We start from the raw sequence: 23547 nt of genomic DNA on the forward strand, positions 1-23547 counted from the left end.
GCTGCATATGGAGCGGGCGCTTCCGCGAGAGGCGGGGCGGAACTGGAGGAAAGGTCGGCCTACAGCTGCGCCATGATCTGGCGGGCGATCACCCGGCCGGCGCGGTTGGCGCCGATGGTGCTGGCCTGCGGGCCGTAACCGGCCAGGAAGATGCGGCTGTCCTGCCACGAGGCGCCGGAGGCGACGGTCAGCCCACCGGCCTTCTCGCGCAGCTTGAGCGGTGCAAGATGCCGCAGCTCGGGGCGGAACCCGGTCGCCCAGATGATCGCATCCGCCTTCGTGAACGAACCGTCGCTCCACCGGACGCCGTCCGGCTCGACCGCGGTGAACATCGGGCGCTCGACCAGCACCCCGCGTTCGATCCCGGCCGCGATGCGGCGGGTGCGCGGGACGCCGGTGCCGCTCACGATGGACGGCAGCGCGGCGCCCGAGCGGGCCGCCGCATCCTGCTGCTGCACCGCGGCGACCCCGCCCTCGATCGTGAGCTCGGACTCGTCGCGGAAGTCGACCGGGCGACGGGTGGCCCAGGCCGTCTCGGCCGCGATGCCCTCGAGCTCGAGCAGGAACCCGATCGCGCTGGTCCCGCCGCCGACCACGACGACCGATTGGCCGGCGAACTCCTCCGCCGACACGTAGGAGGACGTGTGCACATGCCGACCGGAGAATGTGTTCATCCCGGGGTACCAGGGGATGAACGGAGCACCCCACGTCCCCGTGGCGTTCACGACGACCCGGGTGACGGTCTCGCCCTGCGAATGCCCGACGACGAGGTCGGCGCCCCGGTTGAAGACGCTGGAGACGGCGACGGGCCGCTGCACCCGGAGGCCGAAGTGCTCCTCGTAGCGGCGGTAGTAGCCGGCGACGATGTCCTTGGCGGGGAGCAACCGGTCGGCGGTGTCGAAGCTCAACCCGACCTCGGCCATCCCGGGCAGATCGTTGACGTGGTGGGCGCTGCCGAGCTTGAGGGCATCCCACCGATGCTGCCAGGCGCCGCCCGTGTACGGACCGCGATCGAAGAGCACGAAATCCTCGCCGGGGACCAGCTCGAACCGCCGCAGATAGTAGGCCACAGCGAGCCCGGCCTGGCCCGCACCGATGACGACCACCTGGGTCTCGGTCCTGCTCGTGGTCACGCTGCCATCCCATCATCTTCGGCTGTGCGCATACTCCGGGTCCATGCGGGCCTGCATGCTAAACTCGATGCTAGTTTTTATTGTTTCTGTTCGGATCCCCGGGAGCCCTGCCCCCGGGCTGGGACCAAAAGGGGGTCACGCATGGGGCGCGGCCGTCAAAAGGCGAAGCACACCAAGATCGCACGTGAGTTGAAGTCGTTCAGCCCGACTGTCAACTACGACGCGCTCGAGCGCGAGCTGACCGGACATTCACACCACGAGGACCACCAGTACGACGCGTGGGCGGACTACGAGCCGGAGGAATCCGGCGACGGCTACGAGGACGAAGAGACCGAGACGCCCAAGCGCGCCTGACGGGTCCCGTCTCTACAGCCACCCTTGCCGGGTGGCGATCAGCACGGCGTCCGAGCGGTTGCGCGCGGCGGTCTTACCGATCGCACTCGACAGGTGATTGCGCACCGTCCCCTCGCTGAGGTGCAGACGTCGCGCGATATCGGCGATCGTGCCGCCGTCGCCGGCCAGGGCCAGCACCTCCGCCTCCCGTGACGTCAACGGCGAGACCCCGGAAGCCAGGGATTCGGCGGCGAGCGTCGGGTCGACGACACGCAGACCCGCGGCCACGCGCCGCACGGCGTCGGCGAGCTGCCCCGACGGGGTGTCCTTGACGATGAACCCCGAGGCTCCGGCCTCCATCGCGCGCCGCAGGTAGCCGGGTCGGCCGAACGTCGTCACGATCAGCGAGCGGCAGGCGGGGAGGGAGTCCCGGAGCGCGGAGGCGGCCTGGATGCCGTCGAGGCCGGGCATCTCGACGTCGAGCAGCGCCACATCGGCGGCGGACGCTCGAGCGGCCTCCACCACCTGGTCGCCGCGCCCCACCTGGGCGACGACCTCGAGGTCCGGTTCGAGGTCGAGCAGGGCGGCGAGCGCGCCACGGACGAGAGCCTGGTCGTCGGCGAGCAGCAGGCGGACGGTCATGCGGTCCTCCGGACGGTCAGCAGCGTTCCGCCGTGCGTCCCCGCCGCGACCTCGACCGTGGCGCCCGCGGTGCGCGCGCGCTCGGCGAGCCCCGCGAGCCCGGAGCCGCGCACGGCCGCGGCGGTCGGCACCGAGCCGACCGGCGCCGGCCCGAGGCCGTCGTCCTCGATGGCGAGGGTGTCCGCGCCGACGGTCACCCAGCAGTTGCGGGAACCGGAGTGGCGGATGACGTTGGTGACCCCCTCCCGCAGCACCCAGCCGAAGAGTTCGCGGAGGTCGGGCTCGACCTCCTCCCCGCTGCGCGGCAGGTGCGCGGTGATGTCGGCGGCCGCGAGGCTCGCCTGCACCGCCGCCAGCTCGGTCGAGATGCTCATCTCGCGGTAGCCGGCGACGGCGGCCCGCAGGTCGGCGAGCGCGGACCGGGTGAGGCGCTCGATGTCGGCGAGCTCGGCCTCCGCCCGCGCCGGATCCACCGGCACGAGCCGGCGGGCGAGCTCGGACTTCACGGTGACGACGGTGAGCGAGTGCCCGAGCACGTCGTGCATGTCGCGGGAGAACCGCGACCGCTCCTCGATGACCGCGAGCCGGGCGATCTCGCCCTGGGCGCTGCGCAGCTTGCGGAGGGCGTCGATCTGGCGGGCGAAGGCACTCATCATGATGCCGATCGAGACCGTGACGAGGGCGATATACCAGTAGTCGTCGAATCCGCCCGCGAGCAGGAAGACCACGAGCTGCAGCGCCCCGAGCGCGACGATGAGCACCGTCGACAGCACCGGGCGGGCGACCACCATCCCGATCACGCAGGCGACGTACACCCAGGTCCAGCAGGTGATCACGCCGAGGAAGGGGACGAGCAGCAGGGTGAGTGCGAAGTACGCGCCGATGACGATCATCCGCGTGCGCTCGCCCTCCCACCACAGCAGCGGCGGGAGGGCGAGGAAGCCCGCATAGACGAGCACGAGCAGAAGGGTGGCGACGGTCTTCTCGGCGAGCGTGCCGTCCGACGTCCAGAGCCCGATCAGGACGGACACCTGATAGACGAGCCCGATCACCGCACCGGGGTACCAGCGCAGGGCCGCCGTGTGGGTCAGCCGGGCGCGGATCCCGGCCGGCCTGCGCGGCTCGACCTCGTTGCTGAACACGTCCCTACCCTAATCAGGGGCCCGGTCAGCCGCGCGCCGCGTCGCGGCGGTAGCGCCAGACGACCAGGGCGCCGAGAGCGAGCGTCCACGCGGCGAGCACCAGCGCCGGCGTCAGGGCGTCCCCGCTCTGCAGCGCCCCCAGCTGTCCGACGCGGTTGAGCCAGTAGGACGGGACCGCCTGTGCGACGTTCGCGACCCAGACGGGGAAGATCTGGAGGGGGATCCACAGTCCGCCGAGCACGGCCATCCCCATGAACACGGCCATGAAGAGCGGTTGGGCGAACTCCGGCTTCGCGAACTGCCCGATCAGGATGCCGAGCAGGGCGAACGGGATGACGCCGCACCAGATACCGAGCGCCGCCAGCATCCAGCTGCCTGCGGACAGCGCGGGGTGATACAGGGCGAGCGACACCCCGATGATGACCACGATGCTCACGAGCGCGAGTGCCAGCGCGGCGACCAGCTTGGACACGAGATAGCCGGTGCCGGAGAGCGGGGTGACCCGCAGCTGCCGGTTCCAGCCGATCGACCGCTCGGTGACGATCCCGAAGGCCTGCGAGAGAGCGGCCATCATGCCGCCGTACGCGGCGACCTGGATCGTGGTGACGACGATCCACGGCAGGTGCGTCACCGCATCCACCTGCCCGCGACCGCCGAACGTCCCGCCGAACGCGACCAGCATCACGAGGGGGACGGCGAGGGTGAACACCATCGAGCGCATGTTCTTCAGCTGACGGAGCGACTCGCGCCCCAGGTAGGCGATGCTCATCGCGTCGCTCCTTCCGTCTCGTGCACCTCGGTCAGGGCGAGGAACGCCTCGTCCATCGTGTGCGCGGTCACTTCGATGTCGTGGATGTCGTCGTGCGCGGTCAGCAGCGCTCGCAACGTGCTGTCGGAGTCGTCGCTGACGAGGGTGAGCTGGCCGGAACGGTGCTCGACGCTGCGCACACCGGGCAGACCGGCGAGTGCGGCCTCGACGGCCGGGCTCCAGGCGAAGCCGGCAGTCGCCCGGATGCGGCGGCCGGAGACGACCGCCTTGACCTCGGCCGGGGTGCCGTCGGCCACGACGCGGCCGCGGGCGAGCATCACGATGCGGTCGGCGTACGTGTCGGCCTCGTCGAGGTAGTGGGTGGCGAAGACGACCGTCCGGCCCTCCTCGGTGAACTCCCGCATCGACTGCCAGAACGTGCGCCGCGCCTCCACGTCCATGGCCGCCGTCGGCTCGTCGAGGAAGAGCAGGTCCGGGTCGGAGACGACGGCGACGGCGAACCGGGCGCGCTGCATCTGGCCGCCGGACAGCTTGGCGACGCGCTGCTTCGCGATCTCGGTGCACCGTGCCCGTTCGAGCGCCTCTGCGACGCTGAGCGGGTGCCGGTGGGCGGCGGCGACGAGGGCGACGCACTCCCCGACGGTGAGTGTGGGGAGCAGGGCGCCGCCCTGCAGCATGGCGCCGACCCGTCCCTCCCGGATGGCGCGGATCGGCTCGGCTCCGAACAGCTCGGCGGTGCCGGCGGAGGGCCGCGCGAGACCGAGGGCGAGGTCGATGGTCGTCGACTTGCCGGCGCCGTTGGGGCCGAGCAGGGCGACGACTTCGCCGGGACGGATGGTGAGGTCGACGCCGTCGACGGCGGTGAGCGAGCCGAAGGACTTGCGCAGGCCGGCGAGGCGGATGGCAGGTGTCTGATTCACGCTCTCAGCCTCCCGCTGCGGAGTGCGGGGTGCGCAGTGCGGGTGTCAGGAGGTCGGGGTGATGAATGTCATGGGTGGCGAGGATCCGCCTCCTCAATGCGTGCGGCCTCCGAGAACCCGCGCTTCATGCTCTGCTCAGGCTTCGTTCGTCCAGGAAGATGTTGAGGTCACGCAGATAGTCGGGGGTGGACTGCTCTGCGCGTCGCCGGAGGGACTCGAACTGCGAGACATACCAGCGACGCGGCAGGCGTTGCGGGACAGCCCATCGGGGACGGTGATCGTCGGTGAACGTGCCTCCGTACACCGCACGGAAGAGGGTCTCCCATCGACGGTCCGCCAACTGCGACGGTCGTGTCTGCAACTCGCTCTCCGTGAGACTCGCACCCTGCTCGCGCACCACCTGAGCAGCCTGCGTGAGCAGCCGGAGGGCGAGGGTCTCGTCGCCGTCGTCCAGTGCCGCCTGCATCCCCTCGGTAACGCGCTCAGGGGCGAAACGCGAGTACGCGGATTCGGGTGCCTCGCCGAGCACCAGCTGCCGATCGAGCGCGCCCAGCGCTCGTCTCAATGTATCCAGCCGGATGCGCCCGTCCCGCTCGGAGCGCTCCATCTGAGACACTGCGCCGACGCTGACACCGAGACGATCGGCCAGCTGGGCCCCGGTGATCCCGAGCGACGCGCGCGTGCTGCGAATAAGATCGGACATGCTTGGATTATAGCTGTAACTATATTTTCTACAGCGCCGCCCGGGTCAGCCGCCCTCGTTCTTCAGCGTCACCCCGCGGATGATGCTCACGACGCCCGCGATGCCGCCCACGCTGAGGACGGCCCCGACGATCAGGAGCAGGAGGTCCTGCCCGGCGGCGCCATCAGCCTTCGCCGTCGGGTCCGCCACGGGGAGCGCCGACGCGGGCCCGTCGGGCGCGCTCGACCCCGCGACGGTGGCGACGGCACCGGTGCCGGCCGGCCCATCGGCCGATGCAGCCGCGGGGGCGGTGCCGGCCGGGAGCCACACGGTCGCGGACGCCGAGCCCACCGAGGTCGACGCGCGCTGCAGCAGGACGAAGAACGACGCGGCGGGCGAGCCGGCCGCGCGCGGGGGAAGCGAGATGCGGACCTTCGCCTCGCGCACCCCGTCCGCGAGCACGACCGTCCCGGAGGCGGCGGAGTAGTCGCTGCCGGCCCGCGCGGTCCCGTCCGCGGTCACGTAGTCGACGCTTGCCTCACCGGTCGTCGTGGCACGGGACACGACGACGATCGCGGATGTGCTGCCGGCGACAACGCTGTTCGCCGCGACCGAGAGCGGACCGCTCGCGACAACGGTCGTGAGCGCCGCCGAGGTGGACGACGGCCTCAGCCCCGAACCGTCGGCCGGGATGTACCGCGCGACCAGGGTGTGAGCGCCGGCGGCCGGGGCGGTCAGGTCGGCGCGGGCGACGCCTCCGGCGACCGCGACGATCGTCTCGGCTCCCCCGTCGACGGCGAAGCCCACGGACCCGCTGTCGGCGACGCCCATCAGGAGCCGGGAGACGGCGGCGGTCGCGACGAAGGAGCGCCCGGCCTCCGTGCTCGCCGGCGCGCTGAGCGTCACCACCGTGGCGTCGGTGCAGGCGGGCGCCGACGCGTCGATCGCCGCGACCGCATCCCGAATCCGCCAGCCGAGTGCGGGCTCCACCTGCGCGTCGATGGTCAGCAACGCCACTCCGTGGTGCTCGCCGGGCAGGAAAGTGCTCGGCTGACCGCGGTCGGCGGCGCCGGAGGTGAGATCGTTGTCGCCGGCGCCCGCCGGGATCGTGACGGGCGCTTCGGCGGTCGAGCGGTAGCCGAGCACGACGGTGCGGGCGGTGACCGCACCGAGGGGCGCATCCTGAACGCAGTCGACCAGCGGAGTGACGACCGGGATGACGGGAACGGCCGGGACGGGCTGCGCGAGGGCCGCCGGAGCAGCTCCGAGCAGAGCGGCCAGGGCCGCGCCACCCACCGCGCACGCCACACGAAGGTGGGCAGACAGGCGGGTCACCCCGTCAGCCTATCCACTGGCGGCCGCCGACCGCTCCGACCAGAACAGGGCACGCCGCACACGACGGAACGCCCGCCTCCCGCGGCCACGAGGGCCGGGGAGGCGGGCGTCCGGTGATGGTGCCTGCTACTACTTCGCCGCCCGCTGGAGGGCGATGACGGCCGTGGGGTACCGGTCGCGGGCCGAGACGTACACGACGCCCTTCGCCGAGTCGACCGAGACGCCGTAGACCTTGTTGCCGTAGGCGTGCGCCGAGAAGTTCGCGATCTCCGTGAGATCGGCGGCCTTCAGCACGCGCACACCGCTGGCCTCGAACGTGTCGGTCGAGTGACCGATGTAGAGGCGACCGGCGGCCGGATCCACCGCGATGGAGCGGTAGTCCGGCTTCGACGCGTCGAGCGTCTGCAGCAGGGCGTAGGTCGTGGCGTCGTAGGCGCGCACACCCTCCGTGCCCGCCGCGTTGTCGTTCGTCACGTAGAGGCGGTTCGCCACGGTGTCGACGGCGATGCCGTGCGACGTCCAGTTGGCGGCGCCCGCGGTATCGACGGTCGTGATCGCCGCTCCCGTGTTCGCGTCCATCACCTGGAAGCCGGTCTGACGGGTGGCGCCGAACACGCGGCCGGTGGCGAGGTCGACGTCCAGGCCGCGCACGTTCGCCGCGAAGGCGAAAGGCCCGCGCTTGACCGTGTCCGTCTTGGTGTCGAGCACGGCCCACGCCGCGCCGTACGCGACGTAGAGCTCGCCCTTCGCGCTGTCGATCGCGACATCGCGCACGCCCTCCGCTTCGCCGCCGGGGACGGCGTGGGTGGCGACGAGCGTGTCCGTGGCGGGGTCGATCTCGAGCACCCGCGCCGGGCGCATCTCATTGCCGACGAACAGGTGGCCCGTGACCGGGTCGACCGCCGAGCCGACCGGCTTCACATCGAGGTCGGCGTTGTCCGTCGCCGACGGGATCGCTTTCAGCGCGGTGGGCGCGTAGGCGACACCGGTCGGCGGGGTGGACGGCGACCCGGGATCCGTGCCGGGGTCCGTCCCCGGGTTGGTCGGGGCGACGCCGTTGCGCTGGCTGATCGTGACCGCCACGGCGGCGCTCTCCGACCCGGGCGGGTTGAGGCGGAAGTCCCGGTTGGAGACGAAGACGCGCTGGCGCTCCTCGTCGACCGAGATGCCGTAGCCGTCCTTGCCGTAGGCCGGACCGGTCAGGTCGGCGACCTTCTCGCCGGTGGCGATGCGGTGCACCGAGAACCCGCCGGTTCCGGCCGCCGTGCCCGTGTAGCCGACGTAGACGAGGCCGTGGGCCGAGTCGATGTCGAGCTGGCGGGCGTTGGGACGGGTGACCTTCTCCCAGACCTCGGCGTAGTCCTTCTTGGGGTCGAACGCGGCGATGTTGATCGCGCCGTCCGCGTCGCGGAAGTACGCCGTGGTGATGATTCCGGTCTTCGGGTCGGCCGCGACGTAGTACGAATCCGCCGTCCCGTTGATCACGCCGAGCGATACGCCCGTGCTGGCCTGGAACACCTCGACACCGCGCGACGGGATGGCCCCGTAGACCAGGTCGTTGGCCGGGTCCACGTCGATCGAGCGGTTCGACTCGATGAACGTGTACGGACCGCGCACCACCGCGCCGAAGTTGGCATCGGCGATGGACACGACCACCCAGTTGCGGTTCTGCTGGCCGACGTAGAGCAGCTGGTTGGCGTCGTCGATCCCCAGGTCGCGGATGTTCTCCGGCAGGGTCATCGACCGGGTCACCGCATCGGTGTCGGGGTCGACCTCGAAGATCGCGCGGCTGTTCTGGTCGCCCAGGTAGAGGCGCTTCTTCGACTGCGAGTACGCCGACCCGGCGGGCAGCTGGGCGTTCGACTTGTTCACCGAGGTGACGGTGGCCGACGGCGTGTACTCGAACGTGTCGTCGAGCACGCGTTCGCTCATCGTGACGGCGACCGCGGTGCTCTCCGATCCGGGCGGGTTGAGGCGGAAGTCGCGGTTGGAGACGAAGACGCGCTGGCGCTCCTCGTCGACCGAGATGCCGTAGCCGTCCTTGCCGTACTTCGGGTCGGCGAAGTCGCCGAGCTGCTTGCCGGTGGCGATGTCGTGCACCGAGAAGCCGCCGCTGCCGGCCGCGGTGCCCGTGTAGCCGACGTAGACGAGGCCGTGGGCCGAGTCGATGTCGAGCTGGCGGGCGTTCGGTCGTGTGACCTTCTCCCAGACCTGCGCGTAGTCCTTCTTCGGGTCGAATGCGGCGATGTTCACCGCGCCGTCCGCGTCGCGGAAATACGCGGTCGTGACGATGCCGGTCTTCGGGTCGGCGGCGACGTAGTAGGCGTCCGCCGTCCCGTTGATGACGCCGAGGGACTTTCCGGTGGCCGCGTCGAGCACCTCGACGCCGCGCGACGGGATGGCGCCGTAGACGAGACCCGCGGCGGGGTCCACGTCGATCGAGCGGTTCGACTCGATGAACGTGTACGGGCCGCGGACGACCTGACCGAAGTTCGCGTCCGCGATCGAGACGACGACCCAGTTGCGGTTCTGCTGGCCGACGTAGAGCAGCTGGTTGGCGTCGTCGATCCCCAGGTCGCGGATGTTCTCCGGCAGCGTCATCGACCGGGTCACCGCATCGGTGTCGGGGTCGAGCTCGAAGATGCTCCGGCTGTTCTGATCGCCCAGGTAGAGGCGCTTCTTCGACTGCGAGTAGGCGGAGCCCGCCGGCAGCTGCGCGTTCGACTTGTTGACGCTCGAGAGCTGCTTCACGACGCGGTAGTCGACGGTCTGATCCGGGTTCTCGGTGCCCGGGTTCTCGCCGCCCGGATCCGGGTTCGGCGTGCAGCCGAGGCAGGGCGACGTGTTGCCGTCGATCTTGTCCGGCTTGCTGTCGTCCGTCACGGCCTTGCCCGCGGAGTTCTTCACGATGGTGAGGCCGTCGTAGTACTGGCCGTCGGCCGTGCGAGCCTCGTACCGGAGCTCGTCGCCCGAGACGTCGACGAGCTGGTAGAGCTCCGTGTCGCCCTTCAGCTTGCGCAGGTGGGCGTCGTTCGACGTCCACAGGCGCGGGCCTGCGTTGGAGTACATCTTGCTGCCGACGACGGAGACCGCGTAGACCGGCCCGTCGTAGTTCAGCTCACTGTTCCATCCGGCCGGGAGGTCCTTCTCGGAGGCGTTGCTGTTGCCTCGACCGTAGTTGTGATCGTGACCCTGCAGCACGAGGTCGACGTTGTACTTCTCGAACAGCGGCACCCAGGCCTGACGGATGGCCGTGTTGTTGCGGCCCTCGTCGAGCGAGAAGACGGGGTGGTGGAAGTACACCACGGTCCACTTGTTGGGGTTGTCCTTCAGCACCGACTCGAGCCACGCGGTCTGCACCGCGAGCGCCTTCGACTCCGTGATGTTGCTGTTCAGCGAGACGAAGCGCACGCCCTGGTAGTCGTTGTAGTGCACGGTGCCGTCGAGCACGGAGGCCGCGGCGGCGTCCTTCGGGCCGTTGGCCGGGTAGTCGAACTGCGCCTGCCACTGCCGCGAGAGCGTGTCGCCCTCGTACTCGTGGTTGCCCGCAGCGGCGAGGAAGTTCTGCTCGCCGAACTGGTACCCGGCCGCTTTGAACACCTCGCCCCACTGGGAGTCGTCGTTCGCCGAGTCGATCAGGTCGCCGGCCTGCAGCACCATCTTGGCGTCGGGCCGGTCGCGGAACGCATTGCGGATGACGCGGGAGGCGTCGGACTTGATGCCGTTCTGCACATCGCCGAGGTAGATGAACGAGAACGGCTCAGCCGTCTTGGCCGCCGTGGAGAAGTGCTGCCACTCACTCCACGTCGTGCCGTCGCCGACGCGGTACTGGTACTTCGTCTGCGGCGACAGCCCGGTGAAGCGGACCGTGTGGTACGTCGTCTGGTAGCCGAAGCCCGAGTCGATCGTCGTGTTCTCGGCGGCCGGCACGGTCGTGACATCCGTGCGGTAGGCCTCCGAGATGGCGACGCGGATCTCGGCCTTCGCCTGACCGGAGGTGACGGCGGTGGAGGTGCGCCACGTCACCGACTGCGCGGTGGACGCGTCGGCGGCCGGGGTGAGCACGACACGGTCGGGCACCCGGCTGGGGACGTACTGCTGTGCGGCCGGGACGGTGGCGGCGGATGCGGTCTGCGCGACCCCGGCGACGGGGGCGAGCATTCCGCAGGCCACCGCGACCGCGGCGAGGGCGCCGAGCAGTCTCGGCTTCGTGCGGCGGTGCCGCGACGAGTTCGTCATCGTGTGACGGCCTTTCGGGTCAGGTGTTCTCGGGTGGTTGGCGGTGCCGGTCATCAGGCCTCTGCTCCGTCCTGCTTGCGCCGCGTGCGGAGCACCACGATCAGTCCGCCGGCGAGGAGCGCTGCCCCGCCGAGGGCGAGCGGGATGCCGATCGCGAGGGCGTCCGAGCCGGTCGCCGCGAGGTCGCGGACGCCCGTGCTCGGGGAGCCGGCGGCGAGGACCGTGAGCGGGACGCTCACGACCGCGCCCGACTCGAGGCCGCGCACCTCGATGCGGTGCTGGCCGGGGGTCGTGTCGGCCGGGATGCGGAGGGTGGCGAAGTAGCTGCCGTCGGCCTCCGCCGCGAAGTTGCCCAGGGTCACGGGGTCGCTGTGGAGGGTGACCTCGAGGTCTTCGTTCGCCGCGAATCCGCCGCCCTTGATCTGCACGGTCCCGCCCGCGGCGACACCGGTCGCGGAGAGCTCGGGCGTGGAGGGGCTGGCCGACGGGGTCGGCTCCGGCGTGGGCTGGCCGGTCGGCGTCGAGGTCGGCGTCGGAGTCGACGTCGGCTCCGGGGTGGAGGTCGGCTCGGGCGTGGAGGTCGGCTCCGGCGTGGAGGTCGGCTCCGGCGTGGAGGTCGGCTGCGGGGTCGCACCCGGGGTGGCCGGGATGGGCAGCTGCGGCGCGGAGTACGCGGCGCGGTCGGATCCGGGACCCGTCACGCGCTCGGTCGTATCGTCCGTGACCAGCTTGGTGCCGGCCTTCTTGGTGATGGTGAACCCGTCGTAGAGCTCGCCCGTGACCAGGTGGCTCTCGACGTGCATCTCGCCGTCGGTGACGTCGACCGTCTGGTACATCTGCGCGTCGTGGTTCATGCTGCGCAGGTTCGCGCCGTTCGTGATCCAGTTGTTCGACTCGAGCGGGTCCGGGATGTAGGCCTTCGGCCCGGCGACCGTCACCATGTAGACCGGTCCGGTCTGGCTGGTCTTGGCATCGGCGCCCGCGGGCAGGTTCTTCTCGTTCGCGATCAGGTTGCCGCGCCCGTACGCGTGGTCGTGGCCGGCGAGCACGAGATCGGTGTCGTACTTCTCGAACAGCGGCAGCCAGGCGTCGCGCTCGAGCTTGTTGTCGCGCCCCGACGTCACCGAGAACAGCGGCTGGTGCATGTAGGCGACGGTCCAGCTGTTCGGGTTGTTCGCGAGCACCGTGTCGAGCCAGGCGGTCTCGGCGTCGAGCAGCGCACCCGGCGCCGCGTTCGCGTTGAGGGAGACGAACCGCACTCCCTGGTAGTCGACGTAGTAGGTGTTCTCGTCGAAGTAGCTGGAGACCTCCGGCGAACCCGTCGGCCCGTTGCGCGGGTACTCGAACTGGGCGCCCCAGTACTTGGTCAGCTGCGGGCCCGGGTAGTACTCGTGGTTGCCGGGGGCGGCGAGCACGTTGAGGTAGCCGTTCTGGAAGCCGGCGGCCTCGTTCCAGCCGCCCCACTCGGCGTCCGCGACATCGGTGTCGATCAGGTCGCCGAGGTGGACGACCGCCTTGGCGTAGGGGCGCGCCTCGAAGGCGGCACGGAAGGTGCGGGACGCGTACGCCTTGATGTCGTTCTGCGCGTCGCCCTGGATCAGGAAGGAGAAGTCCTGCGCGCCGTCTGCGGCGGTCTGGAACTCGAACCACTCGCTCCAGGTGTCGCCGTCGCCCACGCGGTAGAGGTAGCCGGTGGCGGGCGCCAGGCCGGTCATCGTGGCCGTGTGGTAGGCGATGTCATAGCCGAGGTCGGTCGAGAACTGCACCGTCGTCGTCGCGTCGAACGTGCCGGTCGCGGTGACCGGGCCCTTCGTCAGCGGCGAGATCTGCACCTTCGCGGCCACGCCCTTCGCCGTGCGCCACGAGACGTTCTGCGTGGCGGCGGGCGTCGAGCTGGGGGTGAGGATCACGCGGTCGGGGATCGCGCTGGGCGCGTACACGATCGCGGGGTTCTCGGCGGGCGGGTTGAGCCCGCCGGCGGCGAAGGCCAGGCCGCCCGCGAAGGTGGCCGCACCCACGACGGCGGCCACCCCCGCTGCGGCCAGGACCGTTCGGGTCTTCGACTTCGTGAGGGCGCGTGAGAGCGCGGGAGATCTCATCCTGGGGAGGTCCTTCGGGCGGTCGGGTAGGTGGCGCGCGAGGGCGCGGCCACATGCTGCGAGCGCAGCGATCGCCAGCCTATGGACCGTCTGAGAAGACGTTCAGCTAGTTCCGGAACCGTTCAGAAAAGGTTCACGCGTGTGGAAAACCGAGTTGACAACGGTGATTGCTAAAGCGCTACACTAACGCATTCGCCCGCCGGGGATCCCGCTGGGCCACGGTCAAACCGCGTAGGAGCCCACCAGCCGCACCGCTCCGCCGTCGACGCCCTTGGCGCCCTGCTCGAAGCCGGCCAGGTCGCGCGCGGAGGTCGAGATCGTGCCGACCGGCCAGGTCGCGATGCCATCGGCGGTGAGGGCCGCGGCGACTGCGGCGGCCGCCTCCGCGGCGACGACGGCGAACATCCCGATGCCGAGGTTCCAGGTGCCCTCGGACGATTCGAGCGTGCTGCCGGCGAGGTCGCTCAGGATGCGGAACACCGGGCTCGGCGACCACGTCGAACGGTCCACCTCGACCCAGGACCCGATCGGCAGCACGCGGGCGAGGTTCGCCGCGATGCCACCGCCGGTCACGTGGCTCAGCGAGTGCACGGCACCGCGCAGCGACGGCTCGTGCAGCACCCGCAGCAGCGGCGACGTGTAGAGGCGCGTCGGCTCGAGCAGCGACTCCCCCACCTGCCCGCCGAAGTCGTCGGAGTGGTCGGTGAAGCCGATGCCGCGCTGCGCGAGGATGTGCCGCACCAGGGAGTAGCCGTTGGAGTGCAGACCGGAGGAGGCCATCGCGAGCACCACGTCGCCGTCGCGCACGCGCTCGGCGCCCAGCAGGTCGTCGGCCTCGACCGCGCCCACGGCGGCACCGGCCACGTCGTAGTCGTCCGGCTCGAGCAGGCCCGGGTGCTCCGCGGTCTCGCCGCCGACCAGGGCGGTGCCGGTCGCCTCGCACGCGCCGGCGATGCCGGCGACGATCGCGGCGATGCGCTCGGGCACGACCTTGCCGCACGCGATGTAGTCGGTCATGAAGAGCGGGCGCGCGCCCACGACGACGATGTCGTCGACCACCATCCCGACCAGGTCCTGGCCGATGGTGTCGTGCTTGTCGATCGCCTGCGCGATCGCGACCTTGGTGCCGACGCCGTCGGTGGAGGTCGCCAGCAGCGGGCGGCGGAAGTCCTTCAGGAACGAGACGTCGAAGAGCCCGGCGAAACCGCCCACTCCGCCGAAGACCTCGGGGCCCTGGGTGCGGGCGACGGCGGCCTTCATGAGCTCGACCGCGCGGTCCCCGGCGGCCGTGTCGACGCCGGCGGCGGCGTAGGAGGAGGACGAGGATGCGGTGGGTTCGGTCACCCACCAATCGTACCGGGCGGGCGCGCCGCCCTCTTCCTGCCTACTCCTGGCGGCCGGGGTCCCCGAACGACAGCAGGCGCTCGTACTCGGAGTCGGGTCCGGGCTCGCAGCCGTCCGACGCGGCATCCGCCCCGGTGTCCGACTCGGCGATGACCGCCTGCGGACGCTCCAGGAGGTTCTTGCCCAGGTGGTGCGCGTCCGGCAGCTCGATCGGGTACTTGCCCGTGAAGCAGGCCGTGCAGAGGCGCTCGCGCGGCTGCTCGGTCGCCTCGATCATGCCGTCCTCCGACAGGTAGCCGAGGCTGTCGGCGCCGATGGACTGGCGCACCTCCTCGACGCCCAGGCCGGTCGCGATCAGCTCGGCGCGCGAGGCGAAGTCGATGCCGTAGAAGCACGGCCAGGTGATGGGCGGGCTGGAGATGCGCACGTGCACCTCGGCCGCTCCGGCCTCCCGCAGCATCGACACGAGCGCGCGCTGGGTGTTGCCGCGCACGATCGAGTCGTCGACCACCACGAGGCGCTTGCCCTTGATGACCTCTTTGAGCGGGTTCAGCTTGAGCTTGATGCCGCGCTGGCGGATGGTCTGCGAGGGCTGGATGAACGTGCGGCCCACGTAGGAGTTCTTGACGAGCCCCTGCCCGAACGGGATGCCGGAGGCCTGCGCGTAGCCGATGGCCGCGGGGGTGCCGGACTCCGGGGTCGGGATGACGAGGTCGGCCTCGACGGCGTGCTCGCGGGCGAGCTGGCGGCCCATCTCGACGCGGGCCTCGTGCACGCCGCGGCCCGCGATCGTGGTGTCGGGACGCGCGAGATAGACGTACTCGAAGACGCAGCCGGCGCGCTTCTCGGGGGCGAAGCGCGTGGTGCGCAGGCCGTTCTCGTCGACGGCGATGAGCTCGCCGGGCTCCACCTCGCGCACGAAGCTGGCCCCGACGATGTCGAGCGCCGCGGTCTCGGACGCGACGACCCAGCCGCGCTCCAGACGGCCGAGCACGAGCGGGCGCACGCCCTGCGGGTCGCGGGCGGCGTAGAGCGTGTGCTCGTCCATGAAGACGAGGCAGTAGGCGCCGCGCAGACGCGGGAGCACCTCCAGCGCGGTCGCCTCGAGCGTGTGGTCGAGGTCGCCGGTGAGCAGGGCGGTGACGACCGCGGTGTCGGTCGTGTTGCCGCGCGTGAGCTCGCCGTCGAGCTCCGGGTACCGCTCGTGCACGAGCTGCATGAGTTGCGCGGTGTTGGTCAGGTTGCCGTTGTGGCCGAGAGCGACCGTTCCGCTGGACGTGCGGCCGAGCGTCGGCTGCGCGTTCTGCCAGCTGGAGGCTCCGGTGGTCGAGTAGCGCGTGTGGCCGACGGCGATGTGCCCGGTCAGCGAGTTGAGCGCGTTCTCGTTGAAGACCTGCGAGACGAGGCCCATGTCCTTGTAGATGAGGATCTTGTCGCCGTCGCTCGTCGCGATGCCCGCCGACTCCTGGCCGCGGTGCTGCAGCGCGTAGAGGCCGAAGTAGCTGAGCTTGGCGACCTCTTCACCGGGAGCCCAGACCCCGAAGACGCCGCATGCGTCCTGAGGTCCCTTCTCACCGGGCAGAAGATCGTGGGTGAGAAGACCGTCGCCTCCGGCCACAGCGGACCCCTTTCTCGAGGTGTGTCGTGATGTTCAGCTCTCGGGGGACGCGGGCCCGTCGCTCTGCGGCTCGTCGCCGGGCTCCTCCGCGGGGATGTGCACGTCGATTCTATCCGCCTGCACACTGCGCGCGCGCCGCGAGGTGGCGCGGTCGATGATCAGCGCGACGACCGAGCCCAGGGCGACGCCCACGGTGACGCAGATCGCGAGCAGGAACCCGAAGACGGTGCCGCGGTCGTACGTGGGGTTCTCCGGGAAGGCGAAGGTCAGCACCAGAGCGACGATCGCGAACAGGATGGCGCCGGTGAGCATGAACCGGAAGTAGCGCGGCGAGCGGTGCACGCGCACCTCCGCCTCGGTGACGGACGCCTGCTCCTCCGGATTATCGGTCATGCGTCCATTCTCCCTTACCCCGCCTGGGTGGACGCCCACCCCGGCGACGCCGCCCTGGGGTCAGTAACGGAGCGGCAGGAGGCCCTCCAGGGACGCGCGCTGCCCGGAGGCGTGCACGGAACCCGAGGCGATGCCGTCGTCCCAGGTCAGAGCGCCGGAGGCGAGGGCCAGCCACGTGCGTGGATCCGTCTCGATGACGTTGGGCGGGGTGCCGCGGGTGTGGCGGGGTCCCGGGATGCACTGGGTCGCGCCGAAGGGAGGCACCCGCACCTCCACGGTGTTGCCCGGCGCACGCTCGGCGAGCAGTTGCAGGAGGTAGCGCACGGCGGTCGCGGTGGTGTTCCGGTCGGCGCCCTCGGCGAGAGCCGCGCGGACCGCGGGACCGCCCTCGGAGTCGGGGATCTTCGCACGGGCCATGCGCCCATCCTCCCACCGCGGCGGCCGTCACTCACCGCGGCCCTCTAGCATGGTCGCGTGAAGATTCTCGTCCTCGGTTCCGGTGCCCGTGAGCACGCCATCACCACCGCTCTCCTCGCGGAGGGGGCCGGGCATGAGATCGTCGTGGCCCCCGGCAACGCGGGGATCGCCGCCGAAGTCGCGGTCGAGACCGGGCTCGACCCGTTCGACGGCGCGGCCGTCGCCGAGTACGCGATCGAGAACGGCATCGAGCTCGTCGTCATCGGCCCGGAGGCGCCGCTGGTGGCCGGAGTGGCCGACCCCGTGCGCACGCGCGGCATCCCGGTCTTCGGTCCGGGCAAGGCCGCCGCGCAGCTCGAGGGGTCCAAGACCTTCGCCAAGCGGATCATGGAGGCCGCCGGCGTTCCCACCGGCAGGGCCGTCCGCGCGGGCACGCTCGCGGAGGTCGAGAAGGCCCTCGACGACCTCGGCGCACCGTACGTCATCAAGGCCGACGGACTGGCCGCCGGCAAGGGCGTGCTCGTGACCGAGGACCGCGACGCCGCCCTCGCGCACGCCGAGCACTACCTGAGCCAGGGCGGCGTGCTGATCGAGGAGTTCCTCGACGGCCAGGAGGTCTCGCTCTTCCTCGTCAGCGACGGTCACACGGTCCTCCCCCTCAGCCCGGCTCAGGACTACAAGCGCCTCCTCGACGGGGACGCCGGGCCCAACACCGGCGGCATGGGCGCCTACTCGCCGCTGCCCTGGCTGCCCGAGACGTTCGTCGACGAGGTCATCGACACCGTGGCGCTGCCCACCGTGCGGCAGCTCGCCATCGAGCAGACGCCGTTCATCGGCCTCCTCTACTGCGGTCTGATCGTGACCGAGCGCGGCATCCGCGTCATCGAGTTCAACGCCCGCTTCGGCGACCCGGAGACCCAGGTCGTGCTCCCGCGACTCGTCACCCCTCTGTCGTCGCTGCTCTTCGCGGCGGCGACCGGTGCACTGGCGGGGATGCCGCGCCCGGAGTTCGCGCTCGACACCGCGGTCACCGTCGTCGTCGCGAGCGAAGGCTATCCGGAGGCGCCGCTCACCGGCCGCCCGATCACCGGGCTGGAGGCTGCGGCCCAGGTGCCCGAGGTCACCGTCGCGCACGCGGCGACCGCGCTCGACGAGTCCGGCGTGCTTCTGGCGACGGGCGGCCGCGTGCTCTCGGTCGTCGCCCGCGGCACGACCTTCGCCGAGGCCCGCGAGCGCGCCTACGAGGCCGTCGGCCGCATCCACCTCGAGGGCTCGCAGCACCGCACCGACATCGCGGCCCGCGTCTCCTGAGCGCCGATGCGGCGGACTATCCGCCGTCTCGCGGGTTTTCGGCGTATTTCTCGCCGTGTGGAGCGGCCACCTCTTCGGGGCGCGGACGGGGGCGGGAGCGTGAGCGTGAGCGCCAATGCGACACCGCGACGACTACGACCGCCAGGGCCGCGAAGACCGCAGCGATGATCACGACCCAGATCGCGACCGAGGCGTAGCCGTGCTCCGAGCGCGCCGGGTTGAGGAACGGGTAGGGGTACCACGTCGCCATGTTCTTGATCTGGTCGAACACGAGCGGCCCGCGGATCAGCGTGTACGCGACCCACAGCAGCGGGAACGCGAGGATGGTGCCCACGTGACGCCACCGGACCGGCGTGCGCCCCGGAGCGAACACCCAGTCGAGCAGCAGGTAGGCGGGGGCGATGACGTGCATGACCTCGTTCGTCCAGCTGGGGGTGTCCCCGCCGCCGGTGACGGCCAGCCCGCGCAGCAGCAGGTTGTAGACGATGCCGGTCACGCCCATGTAGACCACGACGGCGGCACGGATCACGGTGTAGGAGGCCGGGTCGGCGGTCCGCCGTGTCACGACGAGCACGGCCCCGACGGCCAGCACCACGGCCGCCGCGAGATTCGACTCGATCGTGAAGTAGCTGAAGAAGTTGACGTAGAGGGTCGCGAGGTCGCGGTATCCCGCATCGGCCCACGACGAGATCGACGACGAGAGCGTCACGACCGTGGCCGCCACGATCGCGACGGCGACCACGAGACGTACCGCGCCCGTCACGAAGCGGTACGCGGTCATGACACGATCCCCCTGCGGCTGCTGCTCGGCACGTGCCGAGCGTCCGTTCCGAATGCCCGCTGCAGCCCCATGGTCCCCCTCGCCTGATCCTGCCGCCGAGCCTACCGAGATGCCGCTCCCGGCGCTCAGCCCAGGAGGCGCGTGAGGAACGGGTTGCGGAAGCGGCCGGCGGGGTCGAAGCGGTCCGCGAGGGCGCGGAAGTCGCCGAGGCGCGGATACAGCGACGGGACCACGCCGGCGGGGTCGACGTAGAGCTTGCCCCAGTGCGGGCGGGCGCCGAGCGGGAGCAGGGCGTCCTCGAGCGCGGGCAGCACCGCCTCCACGCCGGCCTGATCGCGCAACCAGGTGAAGTGGAGCCCGACGACATCGGTGCCGTAGGCGCTCGACAACCACAGGTCGTCGGCCGCCGCCGTGCGGATCTCGCTGATCTGCAGCAGGGGCGCGATGAGCGGCCCGAGCGCGCGGACCGCCTCGATCGCCGCGACCGCATTCGCACGCGGGACGAGGTACTCGGACTGGATCTCCGCGCCGTTGGAGGGCGTGAACTCGAATCGGAAGTGCGCGAGGCGCTCGCTCCACGGGCCGGGGACGCCGAGCTGCTCGGTCGTGTTGCGGACATCCATCGTCGCGATCATGTGTCGTGCCTCGGTGAGCGCGGGCGCGCCGAAGAAGTCGTCGCCGACAGCGGAGGGGACGTCCGCGAGCTCCTTGATCCAGGCCAGGCTCACCGCCTCCTCGTCCCAGGTGGTGAAGAGGGAGACGCTGTATGCGGCCGAGGTGACCTCGTCGAAGCGGCTGGTCACCGCGTCCCACGGCACACCGCCGAAGAGGCGCTGGCGCACGGTGAAGGTCGGGCGGATGTCCAGTGCGACCTCGGTCACGACCCCGAGGGCGCCGAGGGAGACGACCGCGCCGTCGAAGCCGTCGTCGCCGCGGCGCAGCTCGACCTCCTCGCCGTCGGCGCGCAGGATGCGGAGGCCGGCCACGGCCGTGGCGAGCGTCCCGTTGCGGTCGCCGGAGCCGTGCGTGGAGGTCGCGATCGCACCCGCCACCGAGATGTGGGGGAGCGACGCGAGGTTGTGCAGCGCCCAGCCGGCGGCCTCCAGCTCACGGGCGAGGTCGCCGTAGCGCACCCCTCCGCCGACGGTCGCGGTGCGGGTGTCCGCATCGATGCGGACGCCGCCCGGCAGAGCGGACGTGCTGATGAGGAGGTCGTCGGTGTCGGCGAGGTCGTTGAACGAGTGGCGGCTACCGAGCGCGCGGACCGAGCGGGCGCCCGCGATCAGGTCGCGCAGCTCGTCCACGCTCCCCGGCGTCGCGATCCGGCTCGCGGCGTAGCGGTGGTTGCCTGCCCAGTTCCACTCGTCCACGTGGTCCTCCTTCGCACCGGGCGCGGGCGCCCGCGCCGCCTCGACCGCACCCAGTCTAGGGATGTGAACGTGCGCATCGGGCGGCGCCCCGGCGCCGGCGCCTCCTCGGCCACGTTGGTCATTGCCCCGCCGCCCCTCGCCCGAGTAGCGTCGCCACCAGGAGCGGCGTCCGCCGCAGGAGGAGGACCACGGTGGCCGAATTCGAGTACGGACCCGCGGAGTTCATCGTCGCGCAGTTCGACACCGACCTGCCCTCGCCGGCCGTCGTGGAGGCCATCCTCGACCTGGTCGCCAGCGGGACCGTGCGGCTCCTCGACCTGCTGATCGTGCGGCGGGGCGTCGACGGGAGCGTGGAGCTCATCGAGCTGGAGGAGGTCGGCGACCAGATCGGCATGGCCGACGTGCAGCTCGAGGCGAGCGGTCTCGCCGGCGACGACGACGTGACGGAGATCGCCGATCTGATCGAACCCGGTCGCGCCGGAGCCGTTCTGGTGATCGAGCACCGCTGGGCCAAGGAGCTCGCCAGCCGCTTCTTCGCTGCGGGCGGCAGTGTCGTGCACACCGAGCGCATCCCCGCGCCGGTGGTCAACGCGATCGTCGCGGGCGAGTTCGACGACGAGGCGCCCGCGGGCGCGGAAGGCTAGGAGGCCACCATGCCGTTCATCGGACGGGTCGGACGACCCGGACTGCTCGGGCTCGCTGCACGCACCGCCGTGGTCGCCGGGACGGCCACCGCCGTCTCCGGCGGCATGAACCGCCGCCAGCAGCAGCGGGCGCAGGACCAGTACGAGCAGCAGCAGTACGAGGCGCAGCAGCAGCAGGCGCAGATGCAGGCTGCGGCGCAGCAGGCGGTCGCCCAGCAGCAGCCGCAGCAGGCGGTGACTGCACCGGCATCGCCCGCCGACGACCTGATGGCGCAGCTGCAGCAGCTCGCGACCATGCACACCCAGGGCCTGCTCTCCGACGAGGAGTTCGCGGCCGCGAAAGCGAAGCTCCTGGGCTGAGACCGGCCGTCAGCCGCGGTAGCCGGGATGGCCGTCGCGGGTCAGACCGGTGCCCGCCGACAGCTTCTGGAGGAGCGCGGCCAGTGCGACGCGCTCGTCCGGTTCGAGCACATCCAGCACCTCGGCCTGGTGCGCTTCGGCGACGGCGCGCAGCCGGCTGAGCATGGTTCGCCCCTCGTCGGTGAGCGAAAGCGCGTTGTTGCGGCGGTCGGCCTCGTTGCGCTCGCGATCGACCAGGCCGCTCGACGAGAGCTCGTCGAGCAGGGCGACGATGCGGCTCGGCGGGGCGCCGAGCGCGTGCGCGACCTCCCGCTGGCTGATCCCGGGCCGCTGGCCGATGATGCGGATCGCTCCGGCTTCACGCGCGGTCAGCCCGAGCGCTGCGACCCGCGCCTGGAACCGGTCGGCGGCGGAGGCGCCCACCTGCGCCAGCAGGAAGGCGGTGCGCGGGGGCACGGCGTCGGAGGGCATGGTCACGCGATCAGAATACCTGTTGCGCGTAACGATTACACTATGTAACGATTACTTTTATGAACGATTTGCCTTCCACCCGCACGGGCGGCCCTCCCCTCGGCGGCCTCGCCGTCGTGCACGGCGCCCTCGTCGCCCTCGCCCTCATCGTCGGCTTCGCCACGATGGGGCCGCACGCGTTCGTCTCGCCCTATGCCGGCGCCGCGGCGGTCGCCGAGCACGCGCAGCACGATGCCGTCGCCCTGCGGGTCGTGGCACTCCTCCAGTTCGGCTCCGCCGTGCCGCTGGGCATCCTCGCCGCCACCGCGTTCGCCCGCCTGCAGCGCCTCGGCGTCCGCGTCCCCGGCCCGTCCATCGCCTTCGCCGGCGGCCTGACGGCATCCATCCTGCTCATGGTCTCGGCGTTCTCGACCTTCCTGCTCTCGCGCCCCGAGCTCTCGGCCGACCCGCGACTCGCGCTCTCGTTCTCGTTCGCCGCTTTCGTGACCGGCGGCGTCGGATACGCCACCGGGCTCGGACTGCTCGTCGCCGGGATGGCGGTCCCCGCACTCATCCTCGGCCTCGTCCCGCGCTGGCTGGCCTGGGCGGGCCTCGTGATCGCGGCGCTGGCTGAGCTGAGCTTCCTCTCCCTGGCGATCGAACCGCTCCAGTTCCTGCTTCCGATCGGGCGCTTCGGCGGCATCGTGTGGCTCATCGCCGCCGGATTCCTGATCCCGACGGACCGGCGCGAGGTGCGCGAACACGACCGCCTCCGTCGCGGCGACCGCGATCGGGCGCGGGCATGACCGCGGCACTGGTGGTCGGCGCGAACGGCCGGATCGGCCGGGAGATCTGCCTGAGGCTGGGAACGGACGGCCACACCATCCTTCCACTCGCGCGCGACGCGGCGGCCCTGACGGCGCTCGTCGCCGACCTGCGCGCTGCGGGGCTCGACAGCGCCGACCCGATCGTCGCCGACGCGACCGACGACGACGCCCTCACCGCGGCGATCGAGCGGTCGGCCGCCGAGTGGTCGGCCGCCGGGCATCCACTGGCCGTGTGCGTGAACAACATCGGCCGCGGGCACCGGCCGGCCCCGCTCGCCGACCTGGATGCCGACGAGTTCGACGCGGTCGTCGCCGTCACCTTCCGCAGCGTCGCCGTCGCCATGCGGGCCGAGATCCGCGCCCTGCGCTCCGTCGACGGCCCCCGCACGATCGTGAACGTCGCCTCGAGCGCGGGCACGGCGGCGGCGCCCGGGATGTCGGCGTACGTCGCCGCCAAACACGCGGTCGTCGGCCTGACGCGCACCGCCGCGATCGACGAGGCGCGCACCGGAATCCGCGTCAACGCCGTCGCCCCCGGTCCGATCGAGTCGGGCCCGATCCTCGCGCAGAGCGCCGAGACGCGCGACCGCGTCGGGAGCATGACGCCGCTCGGACGGATGGGTCGCGCCGAGGAGGTCGCGGCCGCGGTCGGCTGGCTCGCCTCCCCCGCTGCGTCGTACGTGACCGGCGTCGTGCTCGCCATCGACGGAGGCAAGTCGGCCTGACGCCAGCCTCTAC

Annotated in this window: 22 protein-coding genes; 6 read left to right on the plus strand and 16 right to left on the minus strand. The window is 71.3% G+C overall.

Annotated features, from left to right (window positions below):
• Positions 1–59: 59 nt before the first annotated feature.
• Positions 60–1133: an NAD(P)-binding domain-containing protein gene (locus tag ACFVU2_RS18585; RefSeq protein ID WP_387877462.1), complete on the minus strand. Its 1074-nt coding sequence runs from the start codon at positions 1131–1133 to the stop codon at positions 60–62.
• Between the two features lie 141 nt (positions 1134–1274).
• Between ACFVU2_RS18585 and ACFVU2_RS18590 the strand changes: the two genes are divergently transcribed.
• Positions 1275–1487 carry a DUF3073 domain-containing protein gene (locus ACFVU2_RS18590; protein ID WP_387877465.1) on the plus strand — a complete coding sequence of 71 codons (213 nt, stop codon included), beginning with the start codon at positions 1275–1277 and terminating at the stop codon, positions 1485–1487.
• Positions 1488–1499: 12 nt separating this feature from the next.
• Here ACFVU2_RS18590 and ACFVU2_RS18595 read toward each other — a convergent pair whose 3' ends face one another.
• The 12 genes from ACFVU2_RS18595 to ACFVU2_RS18650 all read right to left on the minus strand — a co-directional run bounded on the left by ACFVU2_RS18595 (position 1500) and on the right by ACFVU2_RS18650 (position 17066).
• Entirely contained in the window at positions 1500–2108 is a 609-nt protein-coding gene (locus ACFVU2_RS18595) for a response regulator (RefSeq protein ID WP_387877467.1), read from the minus strand.
• Complete coding sequence (locus ACFVU2_RS18600) at positions 2105–3250, minus strand: sensor histidine kinase (RefSeq protein ID WP_387877470.1); 1146 nt, start codon at positions 3248–3250, stop codon at positions 2105–2107. Before ACFVU2_RS18600 ends, ACFVU2_RS18595 begins: the two co-directional genes overlap by 4 nt.
• A gap of 25 nt (positions 3251–3275) precedes the next feature.
• Positions 3276–4019, minus strand: coding sequence for an ABC transporter permease (locus ACFVU2_RS18605; RefSeq protein WP_387877472.1), 744 nt, complete (start codon positions 4017–4019; stop codon positions 3276–3278).
• The gene (locus ACFVU2_RS18610; protein WP_387877475.1) at positions 4016–4939 is read right to left on the minus strand and encodes an ABC transporter ATP-binding protein; all 924 of its coding nucleotides are present in this window, start codon (positions 4937–4939) and stop codon (positions 4016–4018) included. Before ACFVU2_RS18610 ends, ACFVU2_RS18605 begins: the two co-directional genes overlap by 4 nt.
• 124 nt (positions 4940–5063) lie before the next feature.
• On the minus strand, positions 5064–5642 hold the full coding sequence (locus ACFVU2_RS18615; RefSeq protein ID WP_387877477.1) for a helix-turn-helix domain-containing protein: 579 nt from the start codon (positions 5640–5642) through the stop codon (positions 5064–5066).
• Between the two features lie 45 nt (positions 5643–5687).
• Positions 5688–6956, minus strand: a complete 1269-nt coding sequence (locus ACFVU2_RS18620) for a Calx-beta domain-containing protein (RefSeq protein ID WP_387877479.1) — start codon at positions 6954–6956, stop codon at positions 5688–5690.
• 129 nt (positions 6957–7085) lie between these two features.
• On the minus strand, positions 7086–11195 hold the full coding sequence (locus ACFVU2_RS18625; protein WP_387877482.1) for a metallophosphoesterase: 4110 nt from the start codon (positions 11193–11195) through the stop codon (positions 7086–7088).
• Positions 11196–11248: 53 nt separating this feature from the next.
• Positions 11249–13294 (minus strand): fibronectin type III domain-containing protein, encoded by a 2046-nt coding sequence (locus tag ACFVU2_RS18630; protein ID WP_387877485.1) that lies wholly within the window; start codon positions 13292–13294, stop codon positions 11249–11251.
• A gap of 222 nt (positions 13295–13516) precedes the next feature.
• Positions 13517–14638 carry a phosphoribosylformylglycinamidine cyclo-ligase gene (gene purM, locus ACFVU2_RS18635; protein WP_387877487.1) on the minus strand — a complete coding sequence of 374 codons (1122 nt, stop codon included), beginning with the start codon at positions 14636–14638 and terminating at the stop codon, positions 13517–13519.
• 40 nt (positions 14639–14678) lie between these two features.
• A complete protein-coding gene (purF, locus tag ACFVU2_RS18640) occupies positions 14679–16256 on the minus strand; it encodes an amidophosphoribosyltransferase (RefSeq protein ID WP_387877490.1) in 1578 nt (525 codons plus the stop codon).
• A 33-nt stretch (positions 16257–16289) separates the two neighbouring features.
• Complete coding sequence (locus ACFVU2_RS18645; protein WP_387877493.1) at positions 16290–16649, minus strand: hypothetical protein; 360 nt, start codon at positions 16647–16649, stop codon at positions 16290–16292.
• Positions 16650–16709: 60 nt separating this feature from the next.
• A complete protein-coding gene (locus ACFVU2_RS18650) occupies positions 16710–17066 on the minus strand; it encodes a sterol carrier family protein (protein ID WP_387877495.1) in 357 nt (118 codons plus the stop codon).
• A 57-nt stretch (positions 17067–17123) separates the two neighbouring features.
• Between ACFVU2_RS18650 and purD the strand changes: the two genes are divergently transcribed.
• Entirely contained in the window at positions 17124–18377 is a 1254-nt protein-coding gene (purD, locus tag ACFVU2_RS18655; protein WP_387877497.1) for a phosphoribosylamine--glycine ligase, read from the plus strand.
• 16 nt (positions 18378–18393) lie between these two features.
• Here the strand turns inward: purD and ACFVU2_RS18660 are convergent, their stop codons facing one another.
• Both ACFVU2_RS18660 and ACFVU2_RS18665 read right to left on the minus strand, forming a co-directional pair.
• Complete coding sequence (locus ACFVU2_RS18660; RefSeq protein WP_387877500.1) at positions 18394–19158, minus strand: Pr6Pr family membrane protein; 765 nt, start codon at positions 19156–19158, stop codon at positions 18394–18396.
• Positions 19159–19283: 125 nt separating this feature from the next.
• Positions 19284–20528 carry an FAD-binding protein gene (locus ACFVU2_RS18665; RefSeq protein ID WP_387877502.1) on the minus strand — a complete coding sequence of 415 codons (1245 nt, stop codon included), beginning with the start codon at positions 20526–20528 and terminating at the stop codon, positions 19284–19286.
• Between the two features lie 191 nt (positions 20529–20719).
• On the opposite strand from ACFVU2_RS18665, the gene ACFVU2_RS18670 reads away from it, so the two are divergent.
• Together ACFVU2_RS18670 and ACFVU2_RS18675 are read left to right on the plus strand one after the other, a co-directional pair.
• Positions 20720–21172, plus strand: coding sequence for a DUF6325 family protein (locus ACFVU2_RS18670; protein WP_387877504.1), 453 nt, complete (start codon positions 20720–20722; stop codon positions 21170–21172).
• Positions 21173–21181: 9 nt separating this feature from the next.
• Positions 21182–21532 carry an SHOCT domain-containing protein gene (locus ACFVU2_RS18675; RefSeq protein ID WP_387877506.1) on the plus strand — a complete coding sequence of 117 codons (351 nt, stop codon included), beginning with the start codon at positions 21182–21184 and terminating at the stop codon, positions 21530–21532.
• A 9-nt stretch (positions 21533–21541) separates the two neighbouring features.
• On the opposite strand, the gene ACFVU2_RS18680 is transcribed toward ACFVU2_RS18675, so the two are convergent.
• On the minus strand, positions 21542–22003 hold the full coding sequence (locus tag ACFVU2_RS18680; RefSeq protein ID WP_387877595.1) for a MarR family winged helix-turn-helix transcriptional regulator: 462 nt from the start codon (positions 22001–22003) through the stop codon (positions 21542–21544).
• Positions 22004–22062: 59 nt separating this feature from the next.
• On the opposite strand from ACFVU2_RS18680, the gene ACFVU2_RS18685 reads away from it, so the two are divergent.
• Together ACFVU2_RS18685 and ACFVU2_RS18690 are read left to right on the plus strand one after the other, a co-directional pair.
• Positions 22063–22788, plus strand: coding sequence for a hypothetical protein (locus ACFVU2_RS18685; RefSeq protein ID WP_387877509.1), 726 nt, complete (start codon positions 22063–22065; stop codon positions 22786–22788).
• On the plus strand, positions 22785–23534 hold the full coding sequence (locus ACFVU2_RS18690; RefSeq protein ID WP_387877512.1) for an SDR family NAD(P)-dependent oxidoreductase: 750 nt from the start codon (positions 22785–22787) through the stop codon (positions 23532–23534). The genes ACFVU2_RS18685 and ACFVU2_RS18690 overlap by 4 nt, the downstream gene beginning before the upstream one ends.
• Positions 23535–23547 lie beyond the last annotated feature (13 nt).

This window comes from Leifsonia sp. NPDC058194 (genome assembly GCF_042883605.1).
Lineage (GTDB): Bacteria > Actinomycetota > Actinomycetes > Actinomycetales > Microbacteriaceae > Leifsonia.